Below are 19,973 nucleotides of genomic sequence, written 5' to 3'. Positions count from 1 at the left end.
GGCGGCAGGAATCGTCTGCCCGCGCATCGAGTTGCAAACGACAGGAACTCGTCGCTCCTGCCTATGGGCTTGGCTCAAGCGATGGTCAGCAGCGGCTGACCGCCCTCGACCGCGTCACCGGGTGCGACCAGCACGCGTGTGACCTGACCGGCGCGAGTCGCGATGACCGGGGTTTTCATCTTCATGGCTTCGAGGACCATCAACCGATCGCCGACCGCCACCGCCTGGCCGACCTTGACGTCGACCTCGACTACCACGCCACCCATCCCGGCAACCTCGTCGCCCGCCCCGGCGGAAGCCGTGGCTGGTCGCGGTGCTGCGGCCGTCGGCGCGGCGCTGGTGGCGCTGCCTGCGGCGGCTACCGCCATGGGGGCGGCAGGGGCGGGTGATTGCGGCGCCTGGCCGGAAGTAAGTTCGAGAACGCTGACCTCGTACTCACGTCCGTTGACGGTAACCTTGAAATGTCTGGGCATATCGTGCTCCTTCTATCTGGGGCCTCGGCCCGTGGGCCCCGGCGTATGGGAATGCTGGGAGGCGCGTGCGCCGGCTGCCCAGCCGTGACTGGTTGGTGCAATGTGCAGGATGCGGTGCGGTCCCATGGCTGCGAAGATCGCCGCAGACAGCGCGGCGACATCTTCATCGGGAACGCCGAGGCCGACCGGACAAACGGTTCCCGTCGGGATATCGAGCGGTTTCGTCTTTTCCATCCGGCCGGTCACCGAAACCATTATCTTGATCAGCACGGCAACCAGCACCGAGATGACGATGGATATGCCGTAGACCTGCAGCGCCTTGAAGATGGCGTCAGTCACCATGGGGTGTTTTCCTTCCGTTGCCGATTACATGGGAATGTTGCCGTGCTTCTTCGCCGGCCTGAGTTCGCGCTTGTCGAGAGTCTTGCGCAGGGCGAGGGCAACCATCCAGCGCGTATCCTGCGGTTCGATGACATCGGTGATGTAGAAATTGCTGGCCGACACGTAAGGCGAGGCGAACTCGTCACGATATTCCTGCGCCAGTTCCGCCGCCCTGGCCTGACGATCATCGGCCTGTTCAAGTTCTTTGCGATAGAGGATCTTGACGGCGGCCTCGGCGCCCATGACGGCGATTTCGGCCGTTGGCCAGGCGTAAACCATATCGGCGCCCATTTCCTGGCTGCACATGGCGAGATACGAGCCACCGTAAGCCTTGCGCAGGATTACGGTGATCTTCGGTGCGGTGCACGAACCGTAAGCCGAGAGCATTTTGGCGCCGTGGCGGATGATGCCGCCGCGTTCCTGCTCGACGCCGGGCAGGAAGCCCGGGACATCGACCAGGGTCACCACCGGGACGTTGAAGATGTTGCAGGTCCGGACGAAGCGGGCCACCTTGTCGGCCGCATTGAGGTCGAGCGCGCCCGCCATCACCATCGGCTGGTTGGCGACGATGCCGACGACGACGCCGCTGATGCGGGCGAAGCCGACGATCACGTTGCGGGCAAAGCCGGCATGTACTTCGAGGAGCTCGCCATGGTCCACCACCCGGCGAATTACGGAATACATGTCAAGCGGCTCTGACGGGCTGTCAGGAATGCAGTCGTTGATCGCCGGGTCTTCCATTTCCTCGATCGGCACGGCGAGATTGTGCGGCGGATCCTCGGTGTTGTTGGCCGGCAGATAAGACAGCAGTTGCTTGACCAGGGCGATCGCGTGCTGGTCGTCTTCGGCGACGAAGTGGGCATTGCCGCTGATCGTCGAATGCATCTCGGCGCCGCCGACCTCCGCCATCGTCGTCGCCCGACCGGTCACCGCCTTGATCACCTCGGGGCCGGTAAGGAACATGTGCGCGTTGTTGCGCGTCATGATCACGAAGTCCATCAGCGCCGGCGAGTAGGCGGCACCGCCAGCGCAGGGACCACAGATCACCGCGATTTGCGGGACAACGCCGGAGAGCAGGACATTGGCGTAGAAGACGTCGCCGTAGCCGGAAAGCGCATCGACACCCTCCTGAATACGCGCACCGCCCGAATCCTTGAACGCTACCACCGGCACGCCGATCTTCAGCGCATGACGCATGATGCGGGTGATTTTCCGGGCTTGCATCTTGCCCAGCGTACCGGCGACGACGCTGAAGTCCTGGCTGAATGCCGCCACCTGCGTGCTGCCGACGTAGCCGTTGCCCGCGATCACCCCGTCGGCGGGGAGCACGCGCCCAGCCATGCCGAAGGCAGTGGCGTTGTGCGCCGCATAGAGGCCGAGTTCCTGGAAAGTGCCCTCCTCGAACAGCGTGTCGAGCCGCTCGCGAGCCGACAGGAGGCCCTTGGCGTGTAGCGCTTCCAACTTCTCGGGACTGACGTTTTCAGTCAGTTTTGCACGCTTCGCGCGCAGCTTTTCGATCAACTCCGGTCGTATCGTCATCTGGATTCCTAACACGTGGCTAAGTTTGAACTAATTCTCATTCTCGCGGCAGCGGACTGCTGGCGACCTTCCGGCAGCGTAGTATCCATATTTTCGAATGTGTTGGCTAGTGTCAGGCGAAATTTTCTGCGCAGCTCGCAGCCGGCCTGCCGGCGTCTGGCGAAGCGGCTGACGGGCGGCGATTCGCTCGCACCACAGGGGCAAGACGTGCAAGACACGTCGGCCGGCCGCGGTGGCGACCGGCCGTGGCGCGACAAGAGCGGCGTGGGGTGGCAACCGTGTGGCGAGGTGGCCGCGTGCTCGATCGTCGCGAAGGACGGCGCCTGAGGGCGTACAATGCAGCCTGGCTGAGTGTCGCCCCGCCGGACCTCCGGCCAGCGCCCTCTTGCTACCGAGCAAATGGCCGGGGCAAAAAAAAGCCCTGATTAATCAGGGCTTGTCTTGATCTGGTGCCCAAGAGAGGAATCGAACCTCCACGGTGTTGCCACCACTAGGACCTGAACCTAGCGCGTCTACCAATTTCGCCACCTGGGCATTTCCAGCGAAGGCCGGATTCTATAGGAACACGAGTAAATGTCAATAAAGAAACTGTCGGCGATCCGGCGCAGCGATCCGTGGCTCGAGCGCGAAATGAAGAGATACGAACACCCGCTACCCTCGCGCGAATACCTGTTGCAGATCCTGGCGGAGCAGGGCAAGCCGGTGGGTTTCGAAGCGCTGTGCGCGCTGCTTGACATCGAGGGTGCCGAAGTCGATACGTTCCAGCGTCGCCTGCGGGCGATGGAACGTGAGGCACAACTGCTGCGCAACCGCAAGGGCTCTTACATCCTGCCCGAGCGCGCCAGTCTGATCGCCGGGCGCGTCGAGGGACATCCCGATGGCTATGGCTTCCTGATTCCCGATGATGGTGGTGAGGATCTGTTTCTCGAGGCTCGGCAGATGTCGAAGGTCCTGCATCGCGATCGCGCGCTCGTACGCGTCGTCGGTGTGGACCGCCGTGGCCGCCGCGAGGGGGTAATCGTCGAAGTCCTCGAACGGGCGAATAGCAGGATCGTCGGGCGCGTGCTGGTCGAGCACGGCATTACCTTGGTCGTTCCCGAAAACCGGCGTATCAACCAGGACATTCTGGTTGCGCCTGGTGGCACGAGTCTTGTCCGGTCGGGGGAGGTCGTGACGGTCGAGATCATCGAGCAGCCAGACCGGCATGCGAAACCCATCGGTCGAATCGTCGAAGTGCTCGGCGCCTACGCCGACCCTGGCATGGAGATTGAAATCGCGCTGCGCAAGCACGAGTTGCCATTCGAGTTCTCGAGCGCAGCCCTTGCTGAAGCCGCAGCGCTGCCCGACGGTCTGACGAGTTCGGAGTCGGAAGGCCGCACCGATCTGCGTGCGCTGCCGCTCGTCACCATCGACGGCGAGACGGCAAGGGATTTCGACGACGCGGTCTTCGCCGAAAAGACGGGGCGTGGCTGGCGACTGGTGGTGGCGATTGCCGACGTCAGTCACTATGTGCGACCGGGGATGGCGCTCGATCGTGAAGGACTTCAACGCGGCAACTCGGTGTATTTTCCGCGCCGGGTGATTCCGATGTTGCCGGAGAAACTCTCCAACGGCCTGTGTTCGTTGAATCCCGACGTCGATCGCCTGGCCATGGTTTGCGACATGAACATCGATGCGGGCGGCGAGATTGTGGACTACCGGTTCTATCCGGCGGTCTTCCGCTCGCAGGCGCGCCTGACCTATGACCAGGTATGGCAGTGGCTATCGGGATCTGCACAGCCGGAAAGCGACCGGGAACGCGCCCTGCAGCCACGCCTGCAAGCGCTGTATGGCTTGTTTCAGGTTCTCGGTGAGGCGCGCGGCAAGCGCGGCGCGATCGACTTCGAGACGATCGAGACGATGATGGTCTTCAATGACCAGGGCAAGATCGAAAGGATCGTTCCCACCCACCGTAACGATGCGCACCGCTTGATCGAGGAGTGCATGCTGGCCGCCAATGTGTGTGCTTCGGCCTTTCTGCAGGCGAATCGGCAGCCGTGTCTGTACCGGATCCATGAGGGGCCGACACCCGAGAAACTCCAGGCCTTGCGCGATTTTCTCAGGGAGTTCGGCATCAGCCTCGGCGGTGGCGACGACCCGACCGCCAGGGACTATGCCAGCTTGTTGGACAGTATCAAGACCCGTCCGGATGCGCAGTTGCTGCAGACGGTGATGCTGCGCTCGCTGCGCCAGGCGATGTACAGCCCCGACAATGTGGGTCACTTTGGTCTGTCGTACGAGCACTACACGCATTTCACATCGCCCATCCGGCGCTATCCCGACCTGCTGGTGCATCGCTCGATCAAGGCGCTGCTGGCAGCGGGGCGATACGCGCCGGGCAACTGGGAGGAGATCGGCTTGCACTGCTCGATGACCGAGCGGCGTGCCGACGAAGCGACGCGCGACGTCAGCAACTGGCTCAAGTGTTACTACATGCGCGACCGGATCGGCGAAACGTTTGCCGGCACCATTGCCGCGGTGGTGCCGTTTGGCGCCTTCGTCGCGCTCGACGAAGTCTACGTCGAAGGTCTGGTACATGTCTCGGAACTTGGCGAGGACTATTTTCAATACGATAGCGTCAAGCACCAGATGCTTGGTGAGCGGACCGGCAAGCGTTTTCGCTTGGGCGATCGCCTGAGCGTCAAGCTCGTCCGGGCGGATCTCGAGACCGGGCGCATCGACTTCGTACTCGCCGACGCGGCGTGAGCGGGGCGGCGGCGACCATCGGCCGTGGTCACCGCGCGCCGCGCAGCCGGTCTGGCCGGTCTGGTAAGCTTCGCCCTTGAGGATTCACCCCCTGGAATTGCTGGAGAGCGCGGACTACATCATGAGTGATCATCGTTATTCGTCGGCGGATATTGCCGTGATCGAGCGGGTCATCCGCGAGCGACGCGATATCCGGCACTTCGTTGCCGGGAAGCTGCCCGATGGCCTGCTCGGCCGCCTGCTGGACGCGGCCCATCTCGGGCCCTCGGTGGGCTACATGCAGCCGTGGCGTTTCGTGCGTATCGCCAGTGGCGACACGCGCGAGGCTCTGTGGCGCATCGTCGATGCCGAGAGGGTGGCGACTGCCGCCAGTCTGCCGACACGCGCCGCCGATTTTCTCAAGCTGAAGATCGATGGCATTCGCGAGGCGGCCGAGGTCCTCGTCGTCGCGCTCATGCCGGGCCGCGAAGCGCACATCTTCGGTCGGCGCACCTTGCCCGAAATGGACCTCGCGTCGACCGCCTGCGCGATCCAGAACATGTGGCTGCTGGCACGCGCCGAGGGAATCGGCCTGGGCTGGGTCTCCTTTTTCGATCCCGATGCGGTCGGCGAATTGCTGGCAATGCCAACGGGAAGCCGGGCGATCGCCATATTGTGCCTCGGACCGGTAGCCGAGTTTCCATCGGCACCGGTCCTCGAGACACAGGGCTGGGGTAGTCGCCTGCCGATGCACGAGGTGCTCTTCGAGGATCGGTGGAAGGCCGGTGCCGGTGCGACGCCCACAGCCTACTGACGAATCGGTGCTGTGGGAGAGCGACCAGTGACCGCGCTGGTCAGCCGACGCAATTTCCTGCGTGGCCGCTTCTCGCCGCGAACGGCGCCCCTGCGGCCGCCGTGGGCGCTCGCCGAAGCGGTTTTCCTGCAGGCTTGTACGCGCTGCGGCGATTGTCGAACGGCCTGCCCGACAAGAATCATTGTCGGTGACAGCGATGGCGGCGGCTATCCGGTACTTGATTTTGGCGCCGGCGAATGCACGTTCTGCGCCGCCTGCGTCAGCGCCTGTGCCAGCGGTGCCCTGCACAGGGTGGATGAGCAGTCCGCCTGGCGGGTGCGCGCCAGCATCACTGCGCCCTGTCTGGCGCAGCGGCAGGTCGAGTGCCGGATCTGCGCTGACCAGTGCGCCGCCGGCGCCATCGCCTTCCTGGCACGACCTGGCGGCATTGCTGCGCCAGTTGTCGACACTTCCCGTTGTACAGGCTGTGGTGCGTGTGTCGCGCCCTGTCCGACGCGTGCCATCCGTGTTGCTTGAGACGATCTCCTGCGCCTCGGGGCGAGGCGCCGCGGTACGCGAACCAATCACCAGGAGGTGACCATGACGAGCGGAGAGGCGCGCGAGGCTCGGTTTGACGAGCGGTCGCCCGAGATATCGACAAGGCTGCTGCGTGTGGTTACGGCGATGGTCGAGGAAACTCGTCCAGGGCGGGCCGGGCGCGTGAGTCTGACCAGCCACCTCGAACGCGACCTGGGCCTGGACAGTCTGGCGCGGGTCGAACTGCTGTTGCGGGTTGGCAGCGAGTTTGGCCGGTCGCTGCCGGACGCCGCACTGGCCGAGGCCGAGACGCCGCAGGACTTGCTGCGATTCGTGGCCAGTGCGGGTGTCGAGGCTTTCTCGGGCGAACTCGTCGAACTCGCGACAGCCAGCGGTCTGACCAGCGTTCCTGCCCAGGCAGCGACGCTGGTCGAGGTTCTCGAGTGGCACGCTGAACGCAATCCACAACGGACGCACGTCCTGCTTTACGGCGATGGCGGGAGCGAACAGGGCTCCTTCCGGGCGGAAGCGATTTCCTACGCCGAACTGCTGGAGCAGTCGCGCCGTGTCGCCACCTCTCTGGTGACGCGTGGTTTGCTGCCACGGCAAGCCGTCGCGCTGATGCTGCCCACCGGGCGCGACTACCTGACCAGCTTTTTCGGCGTGATGCTCGCCGGCGGCATTCCGGTGCCGATCTATCCGCCGGCCCGGCTCGCTCAGCTCGAGGACCACCTGCGACGGCACGCGCGTATCCTGGCCAACGCGGAAGCCGCGTTCATCATCACCGTGCCGCAGGCGAAAGGGGTGGCCGCGCTGCTGCGTGCGGAGGCTCCCAGCCTCACAGAAGTCCTCACCCCGGCAGAACTCGACAGCGAACCGATCGGCCTGCTTTACCGGGCTGCACCGGCAGACATCGCCTTCCTGCAATACACGTCGGGCAGTACCGGCGAGCCCAAAGGCGTTGTCCTGACTCACGCCAATCTGCTGGCCAACCTGCGCGCGATGGGCGAGGCGGTAGCGGTGACCAGCGACGACGTCTTCGTTTCCTGGCTCCCCCTTTATCACGACATGGGACTGATTGGCGCGTGGTTCGGGTCGCTCTATTTCGGTATGCGGCTGGTGTTGATGTCGCCGCTGGCCTTTCTCTCCCGGCCGGTGCGCTGGCTGCGTGCCATCTCCCATCATCGTGGCACCCTCTCCCCGGCGCCGAACTTCGCCTACGACCTGTGCGCGCGAAAGCTCGCCGACGCCGACCTGCAGGGGCTCGACCTTTCCTCGTGGCGGCTGGCGCTGAACGGTGCCGAACCAGTGAGTCCCTTGACACTTCAGGCCTTCGCGGAGCGCTTCGCGCCCTACGGCCTGCACCCCGAGGCGCTCACCCCGGTCTACGGTCTGGCGGAGTGCTCGGTCGGTCTGGCTTTTCCGCCGCTCGGGCGTGGCCCGCGCGTCGACCGGGTCCAGCGTGCAGCCTTGGTCGGCAGAAAGCACGCTCGGTCGGCCGACAGTGGCGACACTGATGCGCTGTGCGTGCCAGCCTGTGGGCGTGTCCTGCCGGGGCATGAAATCCGCGTTGTCGACGAGCAGAACGGCGAGTTGCCGGACCGCTACGTCGGGCGCCTGCAGTTTCGCGGGCCGTCAGCGACGGCCGGCTACTATCGCAATCCGGTGGCGACGCAAGCCCTGTTTCGTGACGGCTGGCTCGATTCGGGTGATTTCGCCTATACCGTCGACGGTGAGATCTATCTGACCGGCAGGGTCAAGGATCTGATCATTCGCGGCGGGCGCAACCTTTATCCCTACGAGCTCGAGCAGGCGGTGGGCAGCATCCCGGGCGTGCGTCGGGGCTGCGTTGCCGTATTTGCCAGCAACGATCCGGTCAATGCGACCGAACGCCTGGTGGTGATGGCCGAAACGCGCGAAGAGGACGCGGATCGGCGCGAGATTCTCCGGCAGAAGATCAACGAAGCGGCTGTCGCAGCGGTCGGCATGCCGGCCGACGAGGTGGTCCTGGCGCCGCCCAATTCGGTACTCAAGACGTCCAGTGGCAAGATTCGTCGCAGTGCCTCGCGCGACGCCTTCGAGCATGGCCTGATCGGCGCTGGCCGCGCGCCGGTACGCCTGCAGTTGCTGCGCCTGGCGGTCGCGGCGCTACGCGCCCGCTTGGCCGAATCGGTACTACGCGTCGCCCGGGGTGCCTACGGTGCCTGGTGCTGGACGGTGTTCACGCTGCTCGCCATACCGGTGATCGGGCTGGTTATCGCTTTGCGCGCGCCGCCAATCGGCCGCCGCGTGGTTCATCGCGCGGCGCGCATCTTCCTGTTTCTGGCGGCTATGCCGGTACCGCGTACGGCGACGGCGAAGCTCCCGTCATCGCCACACCTGCTGCTGGCCAACCACTGCAGCTATCTTGATGCGCTGGCTCTCTGTGCGAGCCTGCCACCGACGTGGGCCTACAGCTTTGTCGCCAAGCGCGAGTTCGTCGGACAGCCGGTGGTCCACACTTTTCTGCGTGCCCTCGGCACCCTGTTCGTCGAGCGCTTCGAGGCGTCGAAAAGCGCGGAGGACGTGGGCGAGATCGTCGCGGCGCTGGGGCGAGGCCAGAACCTTGTGATCTTCCCCGAGGGTACTTTCTCGCGAGAGGCAGGCCTCAAACCCTTCCGGATGGGGGCGTTCGTGAGCGCCGTGCGGGCGCATGTGCCGGTACTGGTCGGCGCTCTGCAGGGGACCCGCGCCATTCTCCGCGATCGGACGTGGATGCCGAGGCACGGGCAGTTGTCGCTCCACATTGGACAACGGCTCGTCCCGAGCGGTGACGACTGGGGTGCCGCGGTCCGGCTACGCGATGCTACGCGCCAGGAGATGCTGCGGCTCTGTGGCGAGCACGATCTCGAACGTTAGGTGCGCGGTCGGCGCCGCGCCAGGCAGGACGGCAAGTCTTGCCCGCGGCGGCGGCCAGCGTGCTTCAGTTCTTCCTGACCGGTTTCTTGACCGCGTCGCCCTTGAAGGTGTTGTCGACCAGGGGTGGCGCATCGACCTGCGGGACGTGACACTGAACACAGTTGTAGCGTCCGCCTGTGGCTTCGGCGTGCTTCTTGCCTTCGCGGTCGAGGAAATGGCTGTCACCGATCTTCGGCGCCTTCTTCTTCTGGTAGGTTGCGGCCGAGTGGCAATCGAGGCACTGGTTGCCTTCCAGGTTGATCTCGTCGAAGTTCTCGACGGCATGCGGGATCACGGGTGGCTGGGTGCTGAAAGTGCGTGCCACCGGCGCCTCCGTCCCCGGGCGCTTGCCGGAATAGGTCTTGACCTCGGGTGCCTGGTCAGGCGCGGCGACGTCGCTGCCGCGCATGGAGTTGGCGCCGTCGGCGGCAAGGGCCAGTGACGCCAGGCAACTCGCCACGATGGCGACGGTGAATTTCAGTGACTTGTGCATGATTGGCGCTCCCTCCACGTCAAAGGATGATGATTCTCGAGTACTTCAGTTGCCGCGAGTCGCAGCGTGCCGGGTGATCTGCGCACCGTTGTCGGGCGGATTCTTGTAGCGCAGGTCGAAAGTGAAAACGTCCTTGGAACAAACATCGATACAGCGCCCACAGTTGGTGCAGTTGGCGGCGAGAATGACCGGGCCGATCCCCTTGCCGGCGCCCTTGAGCGCCGGGCGAATGACTTGAGGTTCGGGGCAGACCTCGAAGCAATCCATGCAATCATTGCAGGCAGCGCGTTTCGACGCCGAGATGCGCAGCGGGCTCCATTTGCCGAGGACGCTGTAGAAGGCGCCGACCGGGCAGAGATGCCCGCACCAGCCGCGGCTCATCACGAACAGGTCGAAGGCGAAGACGGCCAGTACGACTGCCGACGCGGCCCCCAGTCCGAAGAGCAGGCCACGATGCAGCATCGACACCGGATTGACCAGTTCCCAGGCAATCGTACCGCTCAGCCCTGCCAGCAGCAGCGTCATCGCCAGTATCGCGTAGCGACTGCTGCGCGAGACATGCGCGCTCCCTTTGATGCCAAGCCGCAACCGTAGCCAGCCGGCGAAGTCGGTGACCAGATTGACCGGGCAGACCCACGCACAGTAAGCGCGACCGCCAACGAGAAAGTAGAAGACGGTAACGATCAGGGCGCCGATCAGTCCGAGCCTCGCGGGCACATGTCCGGCAACGAGCGCCTGCAGGACGACATACGGATCGCTCAGGGGCAGCGTCTCGAGCGTCAGGCTGTACGCAAGGTTGCCCTTGACGATCCACAAGCCGGCGAGCGGCCCCAGGAGAAATAAGGCGAGGAGCGACAACTGACTGGCCCGGCGTGCCAGCAACCACCTGTGCGCAGCCAGCCACCCCTTGGCGGCAACTGCTTCGGCGCCGATACGCTTGTTGTTCATCGCGCGTCCTTGCTGGACAGGCGCTTGCCCTGCTCAGTCCCCGGTTTGCGTAACGCGCTGTCGCCCTGTGCGGTTGGTTCGCCACCCAACCCGGGTGGCAGGCTGGGCAGCGGCGGGCTGCTACCTGGATCGAAGTGTCCTTCCAGTTTGACTCCCTCGGGCAGGCGGTCCGGTAGATCCACGAGGCCCTGGTCTTCGACCAGCGAGTGCCCGCCAGCCTTGGTCTTCTCTTCCCAACCGAGGCGGTAGTGCTCGCCGAGCGCGCCCTTGGCCAGTTTTGCCGGCAGTACCCGGATCGATGCCTCGTCGGTGACGCAAGCGTTCTCGCACTTGCCGCAGCCGGTGCAATGCTCGGAGTGCACCGTCGGAATGAACATCGTGTGGCGGCCGGTGCGGGTGTTCGGGCGTAGATCGAGTGTGATCGCCTTGTCGATCACCGGGCAGACGCGGTAACACACGTCGCAACGCATACCGAGGAAGTTCAGGCAGGTTTCCTGATCCGACAATACGGCGAGGCCCATCCGAGATTGGTTGATGTCGGTCAGGGCATGGTCGAGGGCGCCGGTCGGGCAGGCCTTGATGCAGGGAATGTCCTCGCACATCTCGCAGGGTCCGCTGCGTGCCGTAAAGTAGGGTGTGCCCGTGGCGACCGGCGATTCCGGTCGGGCCAGATCCAGAATACTGTAAGGGCAGTCGCGCACGCACATGCCGCAGCGGATGCAGGCGCCGAGGAAATCGCCTTCGGCGCCTGCCCCGGGTGGGCGAATCGCCAACGGCGGCCGGGCCTTCGCCTGCTTGGTGTAGGCCGCCAGCCCCAGGCCAAGTAATCCGACGCCGCAAAGCAGGCGGGCGGAATCGAGAACGAACTGACGCCGTGCCGGGCCTTTCAGGGCGCGGGGCGTCGCCTGGCTGGCGGTGGTTCCTGGCGTGGGCATCGCGTGAGGTGGCCGAAGCAGGTGGTCAGCCCGGGGCGGGCGATGCGCTGCCCGCCTAGGCACTCCCTGATTGTTCTGGGCGGGTCGATCAGGCCTTGATCACCTTGCACGCGCATTTCTTGAAGTCGGTTTCCTTCGAGATCGGGCAGGTGGCGTCAAGCGTCAGTTTGTTGACCAGGCGATGTTCGTCAAAGAAGGGCACGAAAACGAGCCCGACCGGTGGCTTGTTGCGCCCGCGTGTTTCGACACGCAACTGAATCTCGCCGCGCCGGCTGGCCACCTTGGCGACATCGCCACGCTGCAGTCCACGCTTCTTCGCGTCATCAGGATGCATGTACATCCAGGAGTCAGGCATCGCCTTGTACAGTTCGGGGACGCGTCGGGTCATTGAGCCGGTATGCCAGTGTTCGAGCACACGTCCAGTGCATAGCCACAGATCGTAGTCCTTGTCGGGCATTTCGGCGGCCGGTTGGTAGGGCAGGGCGAAGATCACCGCCTTGCCGTCCGGGTGGCCATAGAATCTGACCCCCTCACCCTTCTTGACGTAGGGGTCGTAGCCTTCGCGGAAGCGCCACAGCGTTTCCTTGCCGTCGACCACCGGCCAGCGCAAGCCGCGCGCCTTGTGGTAGGTGTCAAACTCGGCCAGATCATGGGCGTGGCCGCGACCGAAAGCCGCGTACTCCTCGAACAGTCCCTTTTGCAGATAGAAGCCGACCGCCTTCGATTCGTCGTTGTCGAAACCCTTGTAGGTCTGGCTGAGCGGGAACTTGTTGACCTGGCCATTGGCGTAGAGCACGTCGTACAGTGTCTTGCCCTTGTACTCCGGATTCTTGTCCAGCAGCGCCGCCGGCCACACTTCGTCGGTCTTGAAGCGCTTCGAGAACTCGATGTACTGCCACAGGTCCGATCTCGCCTGACCAGGCGCCTTGACCTGTTGACGCCAGAATTGCGTGCGCCGCTCGGCGTTGCCGAACGCTCCTTCCTTTTCCATCCACATCGCGGCCGGCAGAACCAGATCGGCCGACATTGCCGAGACGGTCGGGTAGGCGTCGGATACGACGATAAAGTTGTCAGGATTGCGCCAGCCAGGAAAGATTTCGTCGTTGACGTTCGGCCCGGCCTGCATGTTGTTGGTTGTCGTCGTCCAGTAGAAGTTGATCTTGCCGTCCTTGAGCAGGCGGCTTTGCGCGACTGCGTGCGCGCCGATCCAGTCCGGGATCGTGCCGGGTGGCAGTTTCCAGAGTTTCTCGCTGGCTTCCCGATGTTTTGGATTGGTCACCACCATGTCGGCCGGCAAGCGGTGCGAGAAGGTGCCGACTTCGCGAGCGGTACCGCAGGCGGATGGCTGACCCGTCAGCGAGAACGGGCTGTTGCCGGGTTCGGAAATCTTGCCGACCAGAAGATGCACGTTGTAGATCATGTTATTGACCCAGGTGCCGCGCGTGTGCTGGTTGAAACCCATGGTCCAGAAGGAAGTGACTCGGGTCTTGGGATTGGCGTAAGCCTGCGCCAGCGCCTCCAGCTTGTCTTTGGGTACCCCCGAGATCGCGTGCGTCTTGTCGAGTGTGTATTCGGCAACAAACGTCTTGAACTCGTCCAAGCTCATCGGGCTCGCGGCGGCGGGATTGCCTTTTGGCTTGCCGTCTTCGCCGGGGTAGCCGTTGTTCATCGCCACCTTCTCGAGTGGATGATTTGCGCGCAGGCCGTAACCGATGTCGGTAACGCCCTTCTTGAAGTTGACGTTGCGAGCGACGAATTCCTGATTCACCGCGTTGTTCTGGATGATGTAATTGCAGATGTAGTTGAGGATGGCCAAGTCACTCTGCGGCTTGAAGATCAGTTCGTTGTCGGAGAGTTCGGTCGAGCGGTGGCTGAAGGTGGACAGCACGTGGATCTTGACGTCCTTGCCGGTGAGTCGCCGATCGGTGACGCGTGACCATAGGATCGGATGCATTTCCGCCATGTTCGAACCCCACAGCACGAAGGCATCGGCGTGCTCGATGTCGTCGTAGCAGCCCATCGGTTCGTCGATGCCGAAGGTGCGCATGAATCCGGCGACCGCTGACGCCATGCAGTGGCGCGCGTTCGGATCAAGGTTGTTGGTCAGCAGACCGGCCTTCATCAGTTTCGCGGCGGCATATCCTTCCCAGATGGTCCACTGCCCGGAACCGAACATGGCGATGTTGCGCGGACCACCCTTCTTGAGTGCAGCCTTGCACTTGTCGGCCATGATGTCGAAAGCCTGGTCCCAGGAAACCGGGGTGAACTCGCCGTTCTTATCGAACTTGCCATCCTTCATGCGCAGCAGCGGCGTCGTCAGGCGATCCTTGCCGTACTGAATCTTGGACAGGAAATAGCCCTTGATGCAGTTCAGTCCCTTGTTGACCGGGGCGTCGGGGTCGCCCTGGGTGGCTACGATGCGTCCATCCTTCGTTCCCACCAGGACGCCGCAGCCGGTGCCGCAGTAACGGCAGGCGCCCTTGTCCCAACGCACGCCGTCATCCTTTCCCGGTGCCGCCTGTGCAAAGCCGGGAAGGCTGATGCCGGCGACACTGGCGGCGGCAGCCACCGCATGGCTCTTGATAAAGTCACGACGTGTCAAAGTCAATTTCATCTCATGCTTCCTCATCAGGATCGGGTTCGAACTGGTGGTAGACCATGGACGCCGAGAGCACGCCCGGCTGCTCATTGATCTGCGCAAAAAGCTTGGTCACTGCTTGAGTCGAGTCGGCCTCGATGGTCACGATCATTTGCCCGGATTCGGTTGCCACATGCACCTCGACGCCACCGAGCGCGCAGAGACTTGCCTTGACCCGGGTAATCGCTTCGGGCCGGGCATTGACCAGTACGCTGGAGATATTCATGAATTCGCGACGCTCCTGTGCACAGGTCGGCCGGTTGCTGTGCCGGTACCGTCCGGCACGGACCGTTACAGTCCTGCGTCAGACGGACACTCTAAGCCTCTCGCAGAAGCTTTTTCTTGATACAAATCAAGCGGAAAAAATATGAGAGCGGGATTCGCCGGGCGACGATCCGCGGTTGGCGGCGGGCGGGCGCAGGGGCCATGCACCGGCCCGGTCAGGGCTGCCGGAAGGGGACGCTCACGCAGCGAGCGGTCGCCGTCAGCGCAGTGATTGGTGCCGGGAAGCCTGCGGGCATTCCCTGCAGGAAGCCGCGGGCCAGATGACTGGGCACGCCGACGATAGCGAAAAAAAAACGCGGAACCGAAGTTCCGCGTCTTCCCTTTTCCTTGTCCCCGCGAGTGCCGTCAGGCCGGCATCCTGAACCTGGATTCAGTTGGGTCACTTTCCTCCCGCATCAGGTATGCCCGACATGTGGGGCACACACAACAGCAGTTTCGATGGTCGGCGACCGATGCCAATAAGCATTGGTCCAAGGAATCTATGACCTTAACAAACACCGCAGGGAACTCTCTCGAAGGCTGGGAGGAACTTTACGTTCCAGTCACTCCCCGGTTTGCTGCGGCTTCAGCACCGCCACAAGTTCCGCCTCCATGAAAGAAATTCTACGCCGAACGTCGTCGATGTCCAGCCCTATTTCAGATTCAATTTTCTGATGCTGCTCGGGGCTTTCCTGATTCCGGTGAAGGTGCTCGTGGGCAATATTCAGGGCGGCCATGACGGCGATCCGCTCGGATAGATTGCTTCTGGTCTTCTCGGCGATGTCGCGCATCTTGCCATCGACGTAGGCGGCGGCGTTGAGCAAGGCCGCGCGCTCCTCGGGTGGGCAGGCAACACGGTATTCCTTGCCGAGCAGGGTGATGTCGAGAAAGCTGGCTTCGTTGGGCATCAGATGCGGATTCTTCAGGCCTTGGCCTCTGGCAGTTGCAGGGCAAGCGCTTCCAGCCGGGCGAAAGCGGCTCCCATGCGCTCGGTGAGGCGGTTCTTGTCGGTTTCGGCGGCAGCGAGACGTTCGCGGAGTCCGTCATTCTCCGCGCGCAACGTCTGGCAAAGTGACACGACCTCGGTGATCCGGCTCTCGAGCGCATTGAGTTCATCAAGCATGGGCCAGACTATAGAGTCAAAAAGCTTGTTCGGTCAAGGCGTAAGAGGCGGTTCTCAAGGTGGTTTGTGCCGGCACCGGCGCTTTGTCTCGTAATCACGTAGGCGTCTGGTCCGAAGCGAGGTTATACTCCGCGCTTCCGCGGACCTCGGGTCGCGGGAGAGATCGTGCAAGGTGCCGCAATGCAGCTTTGCTGCAGCGGTTAAACGGGAAACAGGTGCGTGTTCATGCAACATCATGCCTGTGCTGTCCCCGCAACGGTAAGCGAGTGTGGGCGTGTCGATAGGCCACTGGGCGAAAGCCTGGGAAGGCGACATGTCAAGACTTGCAAGCCCGGATACCGGCCTTCGCACACATGGACGGAGGTGCCGCGGGGATGCGGACACGCAACGCTCGGCGCGCTCGCGCCTGTTGATGGTATCCCTGTGCAGTTCCGTATTTTTGCTCGCCGACCTGCGGGGACGCTCGTCGGCAACAGGGAGAAACCCATCATGCATCCAAGCCAGGCGCGCGCACATTCTGCCGCGAAACTGCTCACTCTTGTCGCCGTATTCTTGTCGACCGCGGCAAGCTCCGCTGACCTGCCCCTTGATCCCATTGTCGTCACCGCGACTCGCCAGCCAACACGCAGCAACGAGTTGATGAGTGACGTGTCGGTCATCACGCGCGAGGAGATCGAGCAGGCCGGCGAAACCTCGCTCGCACAACTGCTGGCAAGGCAACCGGGAATTCAATACATCGCGAACGGCGGTGCGGGGAGCAATAGCGGCGTCTTCATTCGTGGGGCGGCGAACAATCAGTCGATCCTGCTGATCGATGGTCAACGAGTCGGCTCGGCGACCACCGGCAGCCCAGCGCTCTCGCGCATCCCGCTCGACCAGATCGAGCGCATCGAAATCCTGCGCGGCCCGGCGTCGTCGCTCTACGGTGCCGATGCCATCGGCGGCGTGATCCAGATCTTCACCCGGCGCGGCGAGGGGCCGCCGCGTGTGAACGCCAGCACCGGCTATGGCTCCTACCAGACGAGCGACAGCACGGTCGGCGTGTCGGGCGGTACGGATCTCGTTTCCTACAGCGTGCAGGCCGGCTACATCGACACACGCGGTTTCAGCACGGTTCACAACAAGCAGGACAGCAATTACAACCCCGATCGCGATGGCTATTACAACAGGAACTTGAGTGCCAGCTTCGCCGTTCGCCCGGCCAAGGACCAGGAAATCGGTGCGAACCTGCTGGCCAGCCAGGGTACCAACCAGTACGACGCGAATGACTTTGGCCCTCTCGGTGCGGCGCCGAACTACAACAGCGACCAGACCGTCAGTTCCTACTCGCTTTGTTCGCGCAACCGCGTGAATGCGACGTGGACCAGCACGCTGCGTGTCGGGCGCAGCACGGACGATGCCAGGGACTATGCCGGCGCTGTCAGAAGTGCCTCCTTCCGCACCGACATGGATCAGGCGTCCTGGCAGAATGACATCAAGTTGCCGGTCGGCGAAGCGCTGCTGGCGGCCGAGTACACCCAACAGAAGGTGTCCGGTACGACCGACTATGCGGTCAGCGAGCGGACCATTCGTTCCTTGCTGGCTGGCTGGAACGGCCGCATCGACCAGCACCGCCTGCAGTTCAACCTGCGACGTGACGACAACTCACAGTTCGGTGGTGAAACCACCGGTTCTGCGTCGTACGGTTACCAGTTTACGCCGGAGTGGCGTGCGCACGTCTCCTACGGAACGGCGTTCCGCGCCCCGACATTCAACGAACTGTACTTCCCCGCCAGTTTCCTTTTCGCGGGTGGTAACCCGGATCTGAAGCCGGAGAGAGCGAAGAACGCCGAGGTGGGCGTCAACTGGGAACACGCCAGCCATCGCTTTGGGGCCGTCTTCTACAACAATGATCTCACCGACCTGATCGAATTCCGGCCACCGACTTTTGCGCCGGTGAATGTCAGTAAGGCCTTGTTGCGGGGCGCGACGCTCACCTACGATGGGCGTTTGTCGGGCTGGGGGTTGGGGGTCGCCATCGACTTTCTGGATCCGCGCAACGAGGAGAATGGGCCAAACAACGGCAATCGCCTGGCGCGTCGCGCCGAGCAGCAGATGAGCAGCTACCTCACGCGAACGTTCGGTAACTGGGAATTGCGTGGCGAGTGGCAACTCGTGGGCAATCGCTACGACGACCCGGCCAACCGCGACCGCCTCGGGGGCTACGGTCTGATCAACCTCTATGCGGACTATCGTCTGCAGCGTGACTGGACATTCTTTGCGCGCGCCAACAACATCTTCGACAAGTATTACGAGACGGCCGACAACTACGCGGCAGCGGGAGCGAACGTTTTTGTCGGTATTCGCTACGCGCCGAAGTAGGATACGGCATGCCCACCCGTCGCCGTGCCGTGCTGATTCTCGCTGCCCTCACCGGGCTGTCGCAGTTGAGCATCATCCTGGCATTGATGGTGGGCAGCATTCCGATCAGCCCGGCAGAGGTCCTGTCGACGCTTGTCGATCCCGGCGGCAGCATTGCTGCCGATGTGGTGCGCAATCTGCGTCTGCCGCGAGCCCTGACCGGGTTCGCCTGCGGTGGCTTGCTGGCGCTTGCCGGCGCGCTCCTCCAGGTCCTGTTGCGTAACCCATTGGCCGACCCTTACGTCCTGGGTATTTCGGGCGGCGCCGGCATCGGCGCCCTGCTGGCGATCATTCTGGGATTCGGGGTGGTGGGCGTCAACGGCCTGGCTCTTGGCGGCGCGCTCGGCGCCATGTTCCTGGTGTTTGGCCTGGCGCATGGCGACGGCGGCTGGACGCAGTCGCGCTTGTTGCTGACCGGCGTCATCGTCGCCGCCGGCTGCGGTGCCGTCGTCACGCTGATGCTGGCTGTCGCTCCCGACGATCGCCTGCGCGGCATGCTCTTCTGGTTGATGGGTGATCTGTCGCAAACCAGCGACCCGGCACTGACCCTGATCGTGCTCGCCGCGATCCTGCTGATCGCGCTGCCTTTTGCGCGCGAACTGAATCTTCTGGCGCGCGGCGCCGACGTCGCTCAGGCGCTCGGCGTCGCCGTTCGCCCCTTGCGCCGCGGCGTATACCTTGTCGCTTCGCTGGCGACCGCCGCGGCGGTGACGCAGGCGGGCGCGATCGGCTTCATTGGCCTGATCGTACCGCACCTCGTTCGCCTGACCATCGGCAACGATCAGCGCTTGCTGCTTCCTGCCTCGGTGCTCGCCGGCGGCAGCCTGCTGGTGATCGCCGACACCCTGGCGCGGACGATGCTTGCTCCGCAACAACTGCCGGTTGGCGTGCTCACGGCGCTGATTGGCGTGCCGGCTTTTCTCTTCCTGCTTTCCCGTGCGACACCCGGCCGGCACTGAGATGACTCGCCCCGCGCCCCTGCTGACAACCCATGGTCTACGCGTCGGTATTGCCGAACACACCTTTTGCCGCGACCTCGCTCTCACCGTAAGGGCCGGCGAGTGCTTGGCCATTCTCGGCCGCAACGGCGCTGGAAAGTCGACCCTGCTGTCGGTGCTGGCGGGCTTGCGCGAGCCGCAAGCCGGTGAGGTGCTGCTCGCTGGCGAGACCTACGCGAGGCTCGGCGCTCGGGCGAGCGCGCGCATGCGCGGTTGGTTGCCGCAAAGCCGAAGCGAGGCTTTCTCGTCGACGGTACTCGAAACGGCGCTGGTCGGGCGTCACCCGCACCTCGCACGTTGGGAATGGGAGTCCGCGACCGACGCGCGCATCGCCCGGCAGGCGCTAGCCGCCGTCGGTCTCGGCGATCTCGCGCAGCGCGACGTGCACACGCTGTCCGGCGGCGAGCGGCAGCGGCTGTCGATCGCCAGCTTGCTGACCCAGGCGCCGCGCCTCTACCTGCTCGACGAACCCCTGGCGCACCTCGATCTCAATCACCAGATTGCGACTCTCGAACTGCTGGCCGAGCTGACCCGCGACGGGCAGACAGCCTGCGTGATGGTCCTGCACGAGCCCGGCCTGGCGGCCAGGTTCTGTTCGCGCGCCTTGCTGCTTTTCGGCGACGGGACGACGCAGCAGGGCGCTTCTGACGAGGTCATTACCAGCGATTCGCTGAGCCGTCTTTACGGCTATCCTCTGCGCGAAATCGGTGACGGGCGGCAGCGCTGGTTCATGCCGGCGTAGGGACTGCTGGTCCGCTGGCCTGTCGACAATCGCCGGGGTGACGCCTGA

Annotated in this window: 17 protein-coding genes, 1 tRNA gene, 1 other RNA gene and 1 riboswitch; of the genes, 7 read left to right on the top strand and 12 right to left on the bottom strand. The window is 63.8% G+C overall.

The window, feature by feature from the left end; all coding sequences use genetic code 11:
* Window positions 1-74: 74 nt before the first annotated feature.
* From CAP2UW1_RS19440 to CAP2UW1_RS19420, 4 genes are all read right to left on the bottom strand, one after another.
* A complete protein-coding gene (locus tag CAP2UW1_RS19440) occupies window positions 75-473 on the bottom strand; it encodes a biotin/lipoyl-containing protein (RefSeq protein WP_015768332.1) in 399 nt (132 codons plus the stop codon).
* Window positions 474-485: 12 nt separating this feature from the next.
* Complete coding sequence (locus CAP2UW1_RS19435) at window positions 486-815, bottom strand: hypothetical protein (RefSeq protein WP_015768331.1); 330 nt, start codon at window positions 813-815, stop codon at window positions 486-488.
* Window positions 816-839: 24 nt separating this feature from the next.
* Window positions 840-2,393 (bottom strand): acyl-CoA carboxylase subunit beta, encoded by a 1,554-nt coding sequence (locus CAP2UW1_RS19430; RefSeq protein WP_015768330.1) that lies wholly within the window; start codon window positions 2,391-2,393, stop codon window positions 840-842.
* 447 nt (window positions 2,394-2,840) lie between these two features.
* A tRNA-Leu gene (locus CAP2UW1_RS19420) sits at window positions 2,841-2,927 on the bottom strand.
* 39 nt (window positions 2,928-2,966) lie between these two features.
* Here CAP2UW1_RS19420 and rnr point away from each other — a divergent pair.
* The 4 genes from rnr (at window position 2,967) to CAP2UW1_RS19400 (ending at window position 9,345) form a co-directional block, all read left to right on the top strand.
* Complete coding sequence (rnr, locus tag CAP2UW1_RS19415) at window positions 2,967-5,138, top strand: ribonuclease R (protein WP_015768329.1); 2,172 nt, start codon at window positions 2,967-2,969, stop codon at window positions 5,136-5,138.
* A gap of 121 nt (window positions 5,139-5,259) precedes the next feature.
* Window positions 5,260-5,931, top strand: coding sequence for a 5,6-dimethylbenzimidazole synthase (gene bluB / locus CAP2UW1_RS19410; RefSeq protein WP_015768328.1), 672 nt, complete (start codon window positions 5,260-5,262; stop codon window positions 5,929-5,931).
* A gap of 27 nt (window positions 5,932-5,958) precedes the next feature.
* Window positions 5,959-6,447 carry a ferredoxin-type protein NapF gene (gene napF, locus CAP2UW1_RS19405; RefSeq protein ID WP_015768327.1) on the top strand — a complete coding sequence of 163 codons (489 nt, stop codon included), beginning with the start codon at window positions 5,959-5,961 and terminating at the stop codon, window positions 6,445-6,447.
* Window positions 6,448-6,510: 63 nt separating this feature from the next.
* Complete coding sequence (locus CAP2UW1_RS19400; RefSeq protein WP_015768326.1) at window positions 6,511-9,345, top strand: AMP-binding protein; 2,835 nt, start codon at window positions 6,511-6,513, stop codon at window positions 9,343-9,345.
* Between the two features lie 64 nt (window positions 9,346-9,409).
* Here CAP2UW1_RS19400 and CAP2UW1_RS19395 read toward each other — a convergent pair whose 3' ends face one another.
* From CAP2UW1_RS19395 to CAP2UW1_RS19365, 8 genes are all read right to left on the bottom strand, one after another.
* Window positions 9,410-9,877, bottom strand: a complete 468-nt coding sequence (locus CAP2UW1_RS19395) for a nitrate reductase cytochrome c-type subunit (protein ID WP_015768325.1) — start codon at window positions 9,875-9,877, stop codon at window positions 9,410-9,412.
* A gap of 45 nt (window positions 9,878-9,922) precedes the next feature.
* Window positions 9,923-10,825: a quinol dehydrogenase ferredoxin subunit NapH gene (gene napH, locus CAP2UW1_RS19390; protein WP_015768324.1), complete on the bottom strand. Its 903-nt coding sequence runs from the start codon at window positions 10,823-10,825 to the stop codon at window positions 9,923-9,925.
* Window positions 10,822-11,760 carry a ferredoxin-type protein NapG gene (napG, locus tag CAP2UW1_RS19385; protein ID WP_015768323.1) on the bottom strand — a complete coding sequence of 313 codons (939 nt, stop codon included), beginning with the start codon at window positions 11,758-11,760 and terminating at the stop codon, window positions 10,822-10,824. The genes napH and napG overlap by 4 nt, the downstream gene beginning before the upstream one ends.
* 88 nt (window positions 11,761-11,848) lie before the next feature.
* Entirely contained in the window at window positions 11,849-14,374 is a 2,526-nt protein-coding gene (napA, locus tag CAP2UW1_RS19380) for a nitrate reductase catalytic subunit NapA (protein WP_015768322.1), read from the bottom strand.
* A 1-nt stretch (window position 14,375) separates the two neighbouring features.
* Window positions 14,376-14,624 carry a chaperone NapD gene (locus tag CAP2UW1_RS19375; protein WP_015768321.1) on the bottom strand — a complete coding sequence of 83 codons (249 nt, stop codon included), beginning with the start codon at window positions 14,622-14,624 and terminating at the stop codon, window positions 14,376-14,378.
* A 385-nt stretch (window positions 14,625-15,009) separates the two neighbouring features.
* Window positions 15,010-15,192, bottom strand: a non-coding RNA gene (ssrS, locus tag CAP2UW1_RS26360) — 6S RNA.
* Between the two features lie 33 nt (window positions 15,193-15,225).
* Window positions 15,226-15,570 carry a cell division protein ZapA gene (locus CAP2UW1_RS19370; protein WP_015768320.1) on the bottom strand — a complete coding sequence of 115 codons (345 nt, stop codon included), beginning with the start codon at window positions 15,568-15,570 and terminating at the stop codon, window positions 15,226-15,228.
* A gap of 14 nt (window positions 15,571-15,584) precedes the next feature.
* On the bottom strand, window positions 15,585-15,785 hold the full coding sequence (locus CAP2UW1_RS19365) for a hypothetical protein (RefSeq protein WP_015768319.1): 201 nt from the start codon (window positions 15,783-15,785) through the stop codon (window positions 15,585-15,587).
* Window positions 15,786-15,941: 156 nt separating this feature from the next.
* Window positions 15,942-16,146: riboswitch (cobalamin riboswitch) on the top strand.
* Between the two features lie 128 nt (window positions 16,147-16,274).
* Here CAP2UW1_RS19365 and CAP2UW1_RS19360 point away from each other — a divergent pair.
* Genes CAP2UW1_RS19360 through CAP2UW1_RS19350 form a run of 3 tightly spaced genes read left to right on the top strand, consistent with a single transcriptional unit; the run spans window position 16,275 to window position 19,925 of the window.
* Window positions 16,275-18,146, top strand: coding sequence for a TonB-dependent receptor domain-containing protein (locus CAP2UW1_RS19360; RefSeq protein WP_015768318.1), 1,872 nt, complete (start codon window positions 16,275-16,277; stop codon window positions 18,144-18,146).
* 8 nt (window positions 18,147-18,154) lie between these two features.
* On the top strand, window positions 18,155-19,144 hold the full coding sequence (locus CAP2UW1_RS19355) for a FecCD family ABC transporter permease (protein WP_015768317.1): 990 nt from the start codon (window positions 18,155-18,157) through the stop codon (window positions 19,142-19,144).
* A 1-nt stretch (window position 19,145) separates the two neighbouring features.
* Window positions 19,146-19,925 carry an ABC transporter ATP-binding protein gene (locus tag CAP2UW1_RS19350; RefSeq protein WP_015768316.1) on the top strand — a complete coding sequence of 260 codons (780 nt, stop codon included), beginning with the start codon at window positions 19,146-19,148 and terminating at the stop codon, window positions 19,923-19,925.
* Window positions 19,926-19,973 lie beyond the last annotated feature (48 nt).

Origin of the sequence: Candidatus Accumulibacter phosphatis, from assembly GCF_000024165.1 — a bacterium.
GTDB lineage: Bacteria > Pseudomonadota > Gammaproteobacteria > Burkholderiales > Rhodocyclaceae > Accumulibacter > Accumulibacter phosphatis.
The sequence above is the reverse complement of the archived record's forward strand: the minus strand, read 5'-3'. Positions and strand labels throughout refer to the sequence as shown.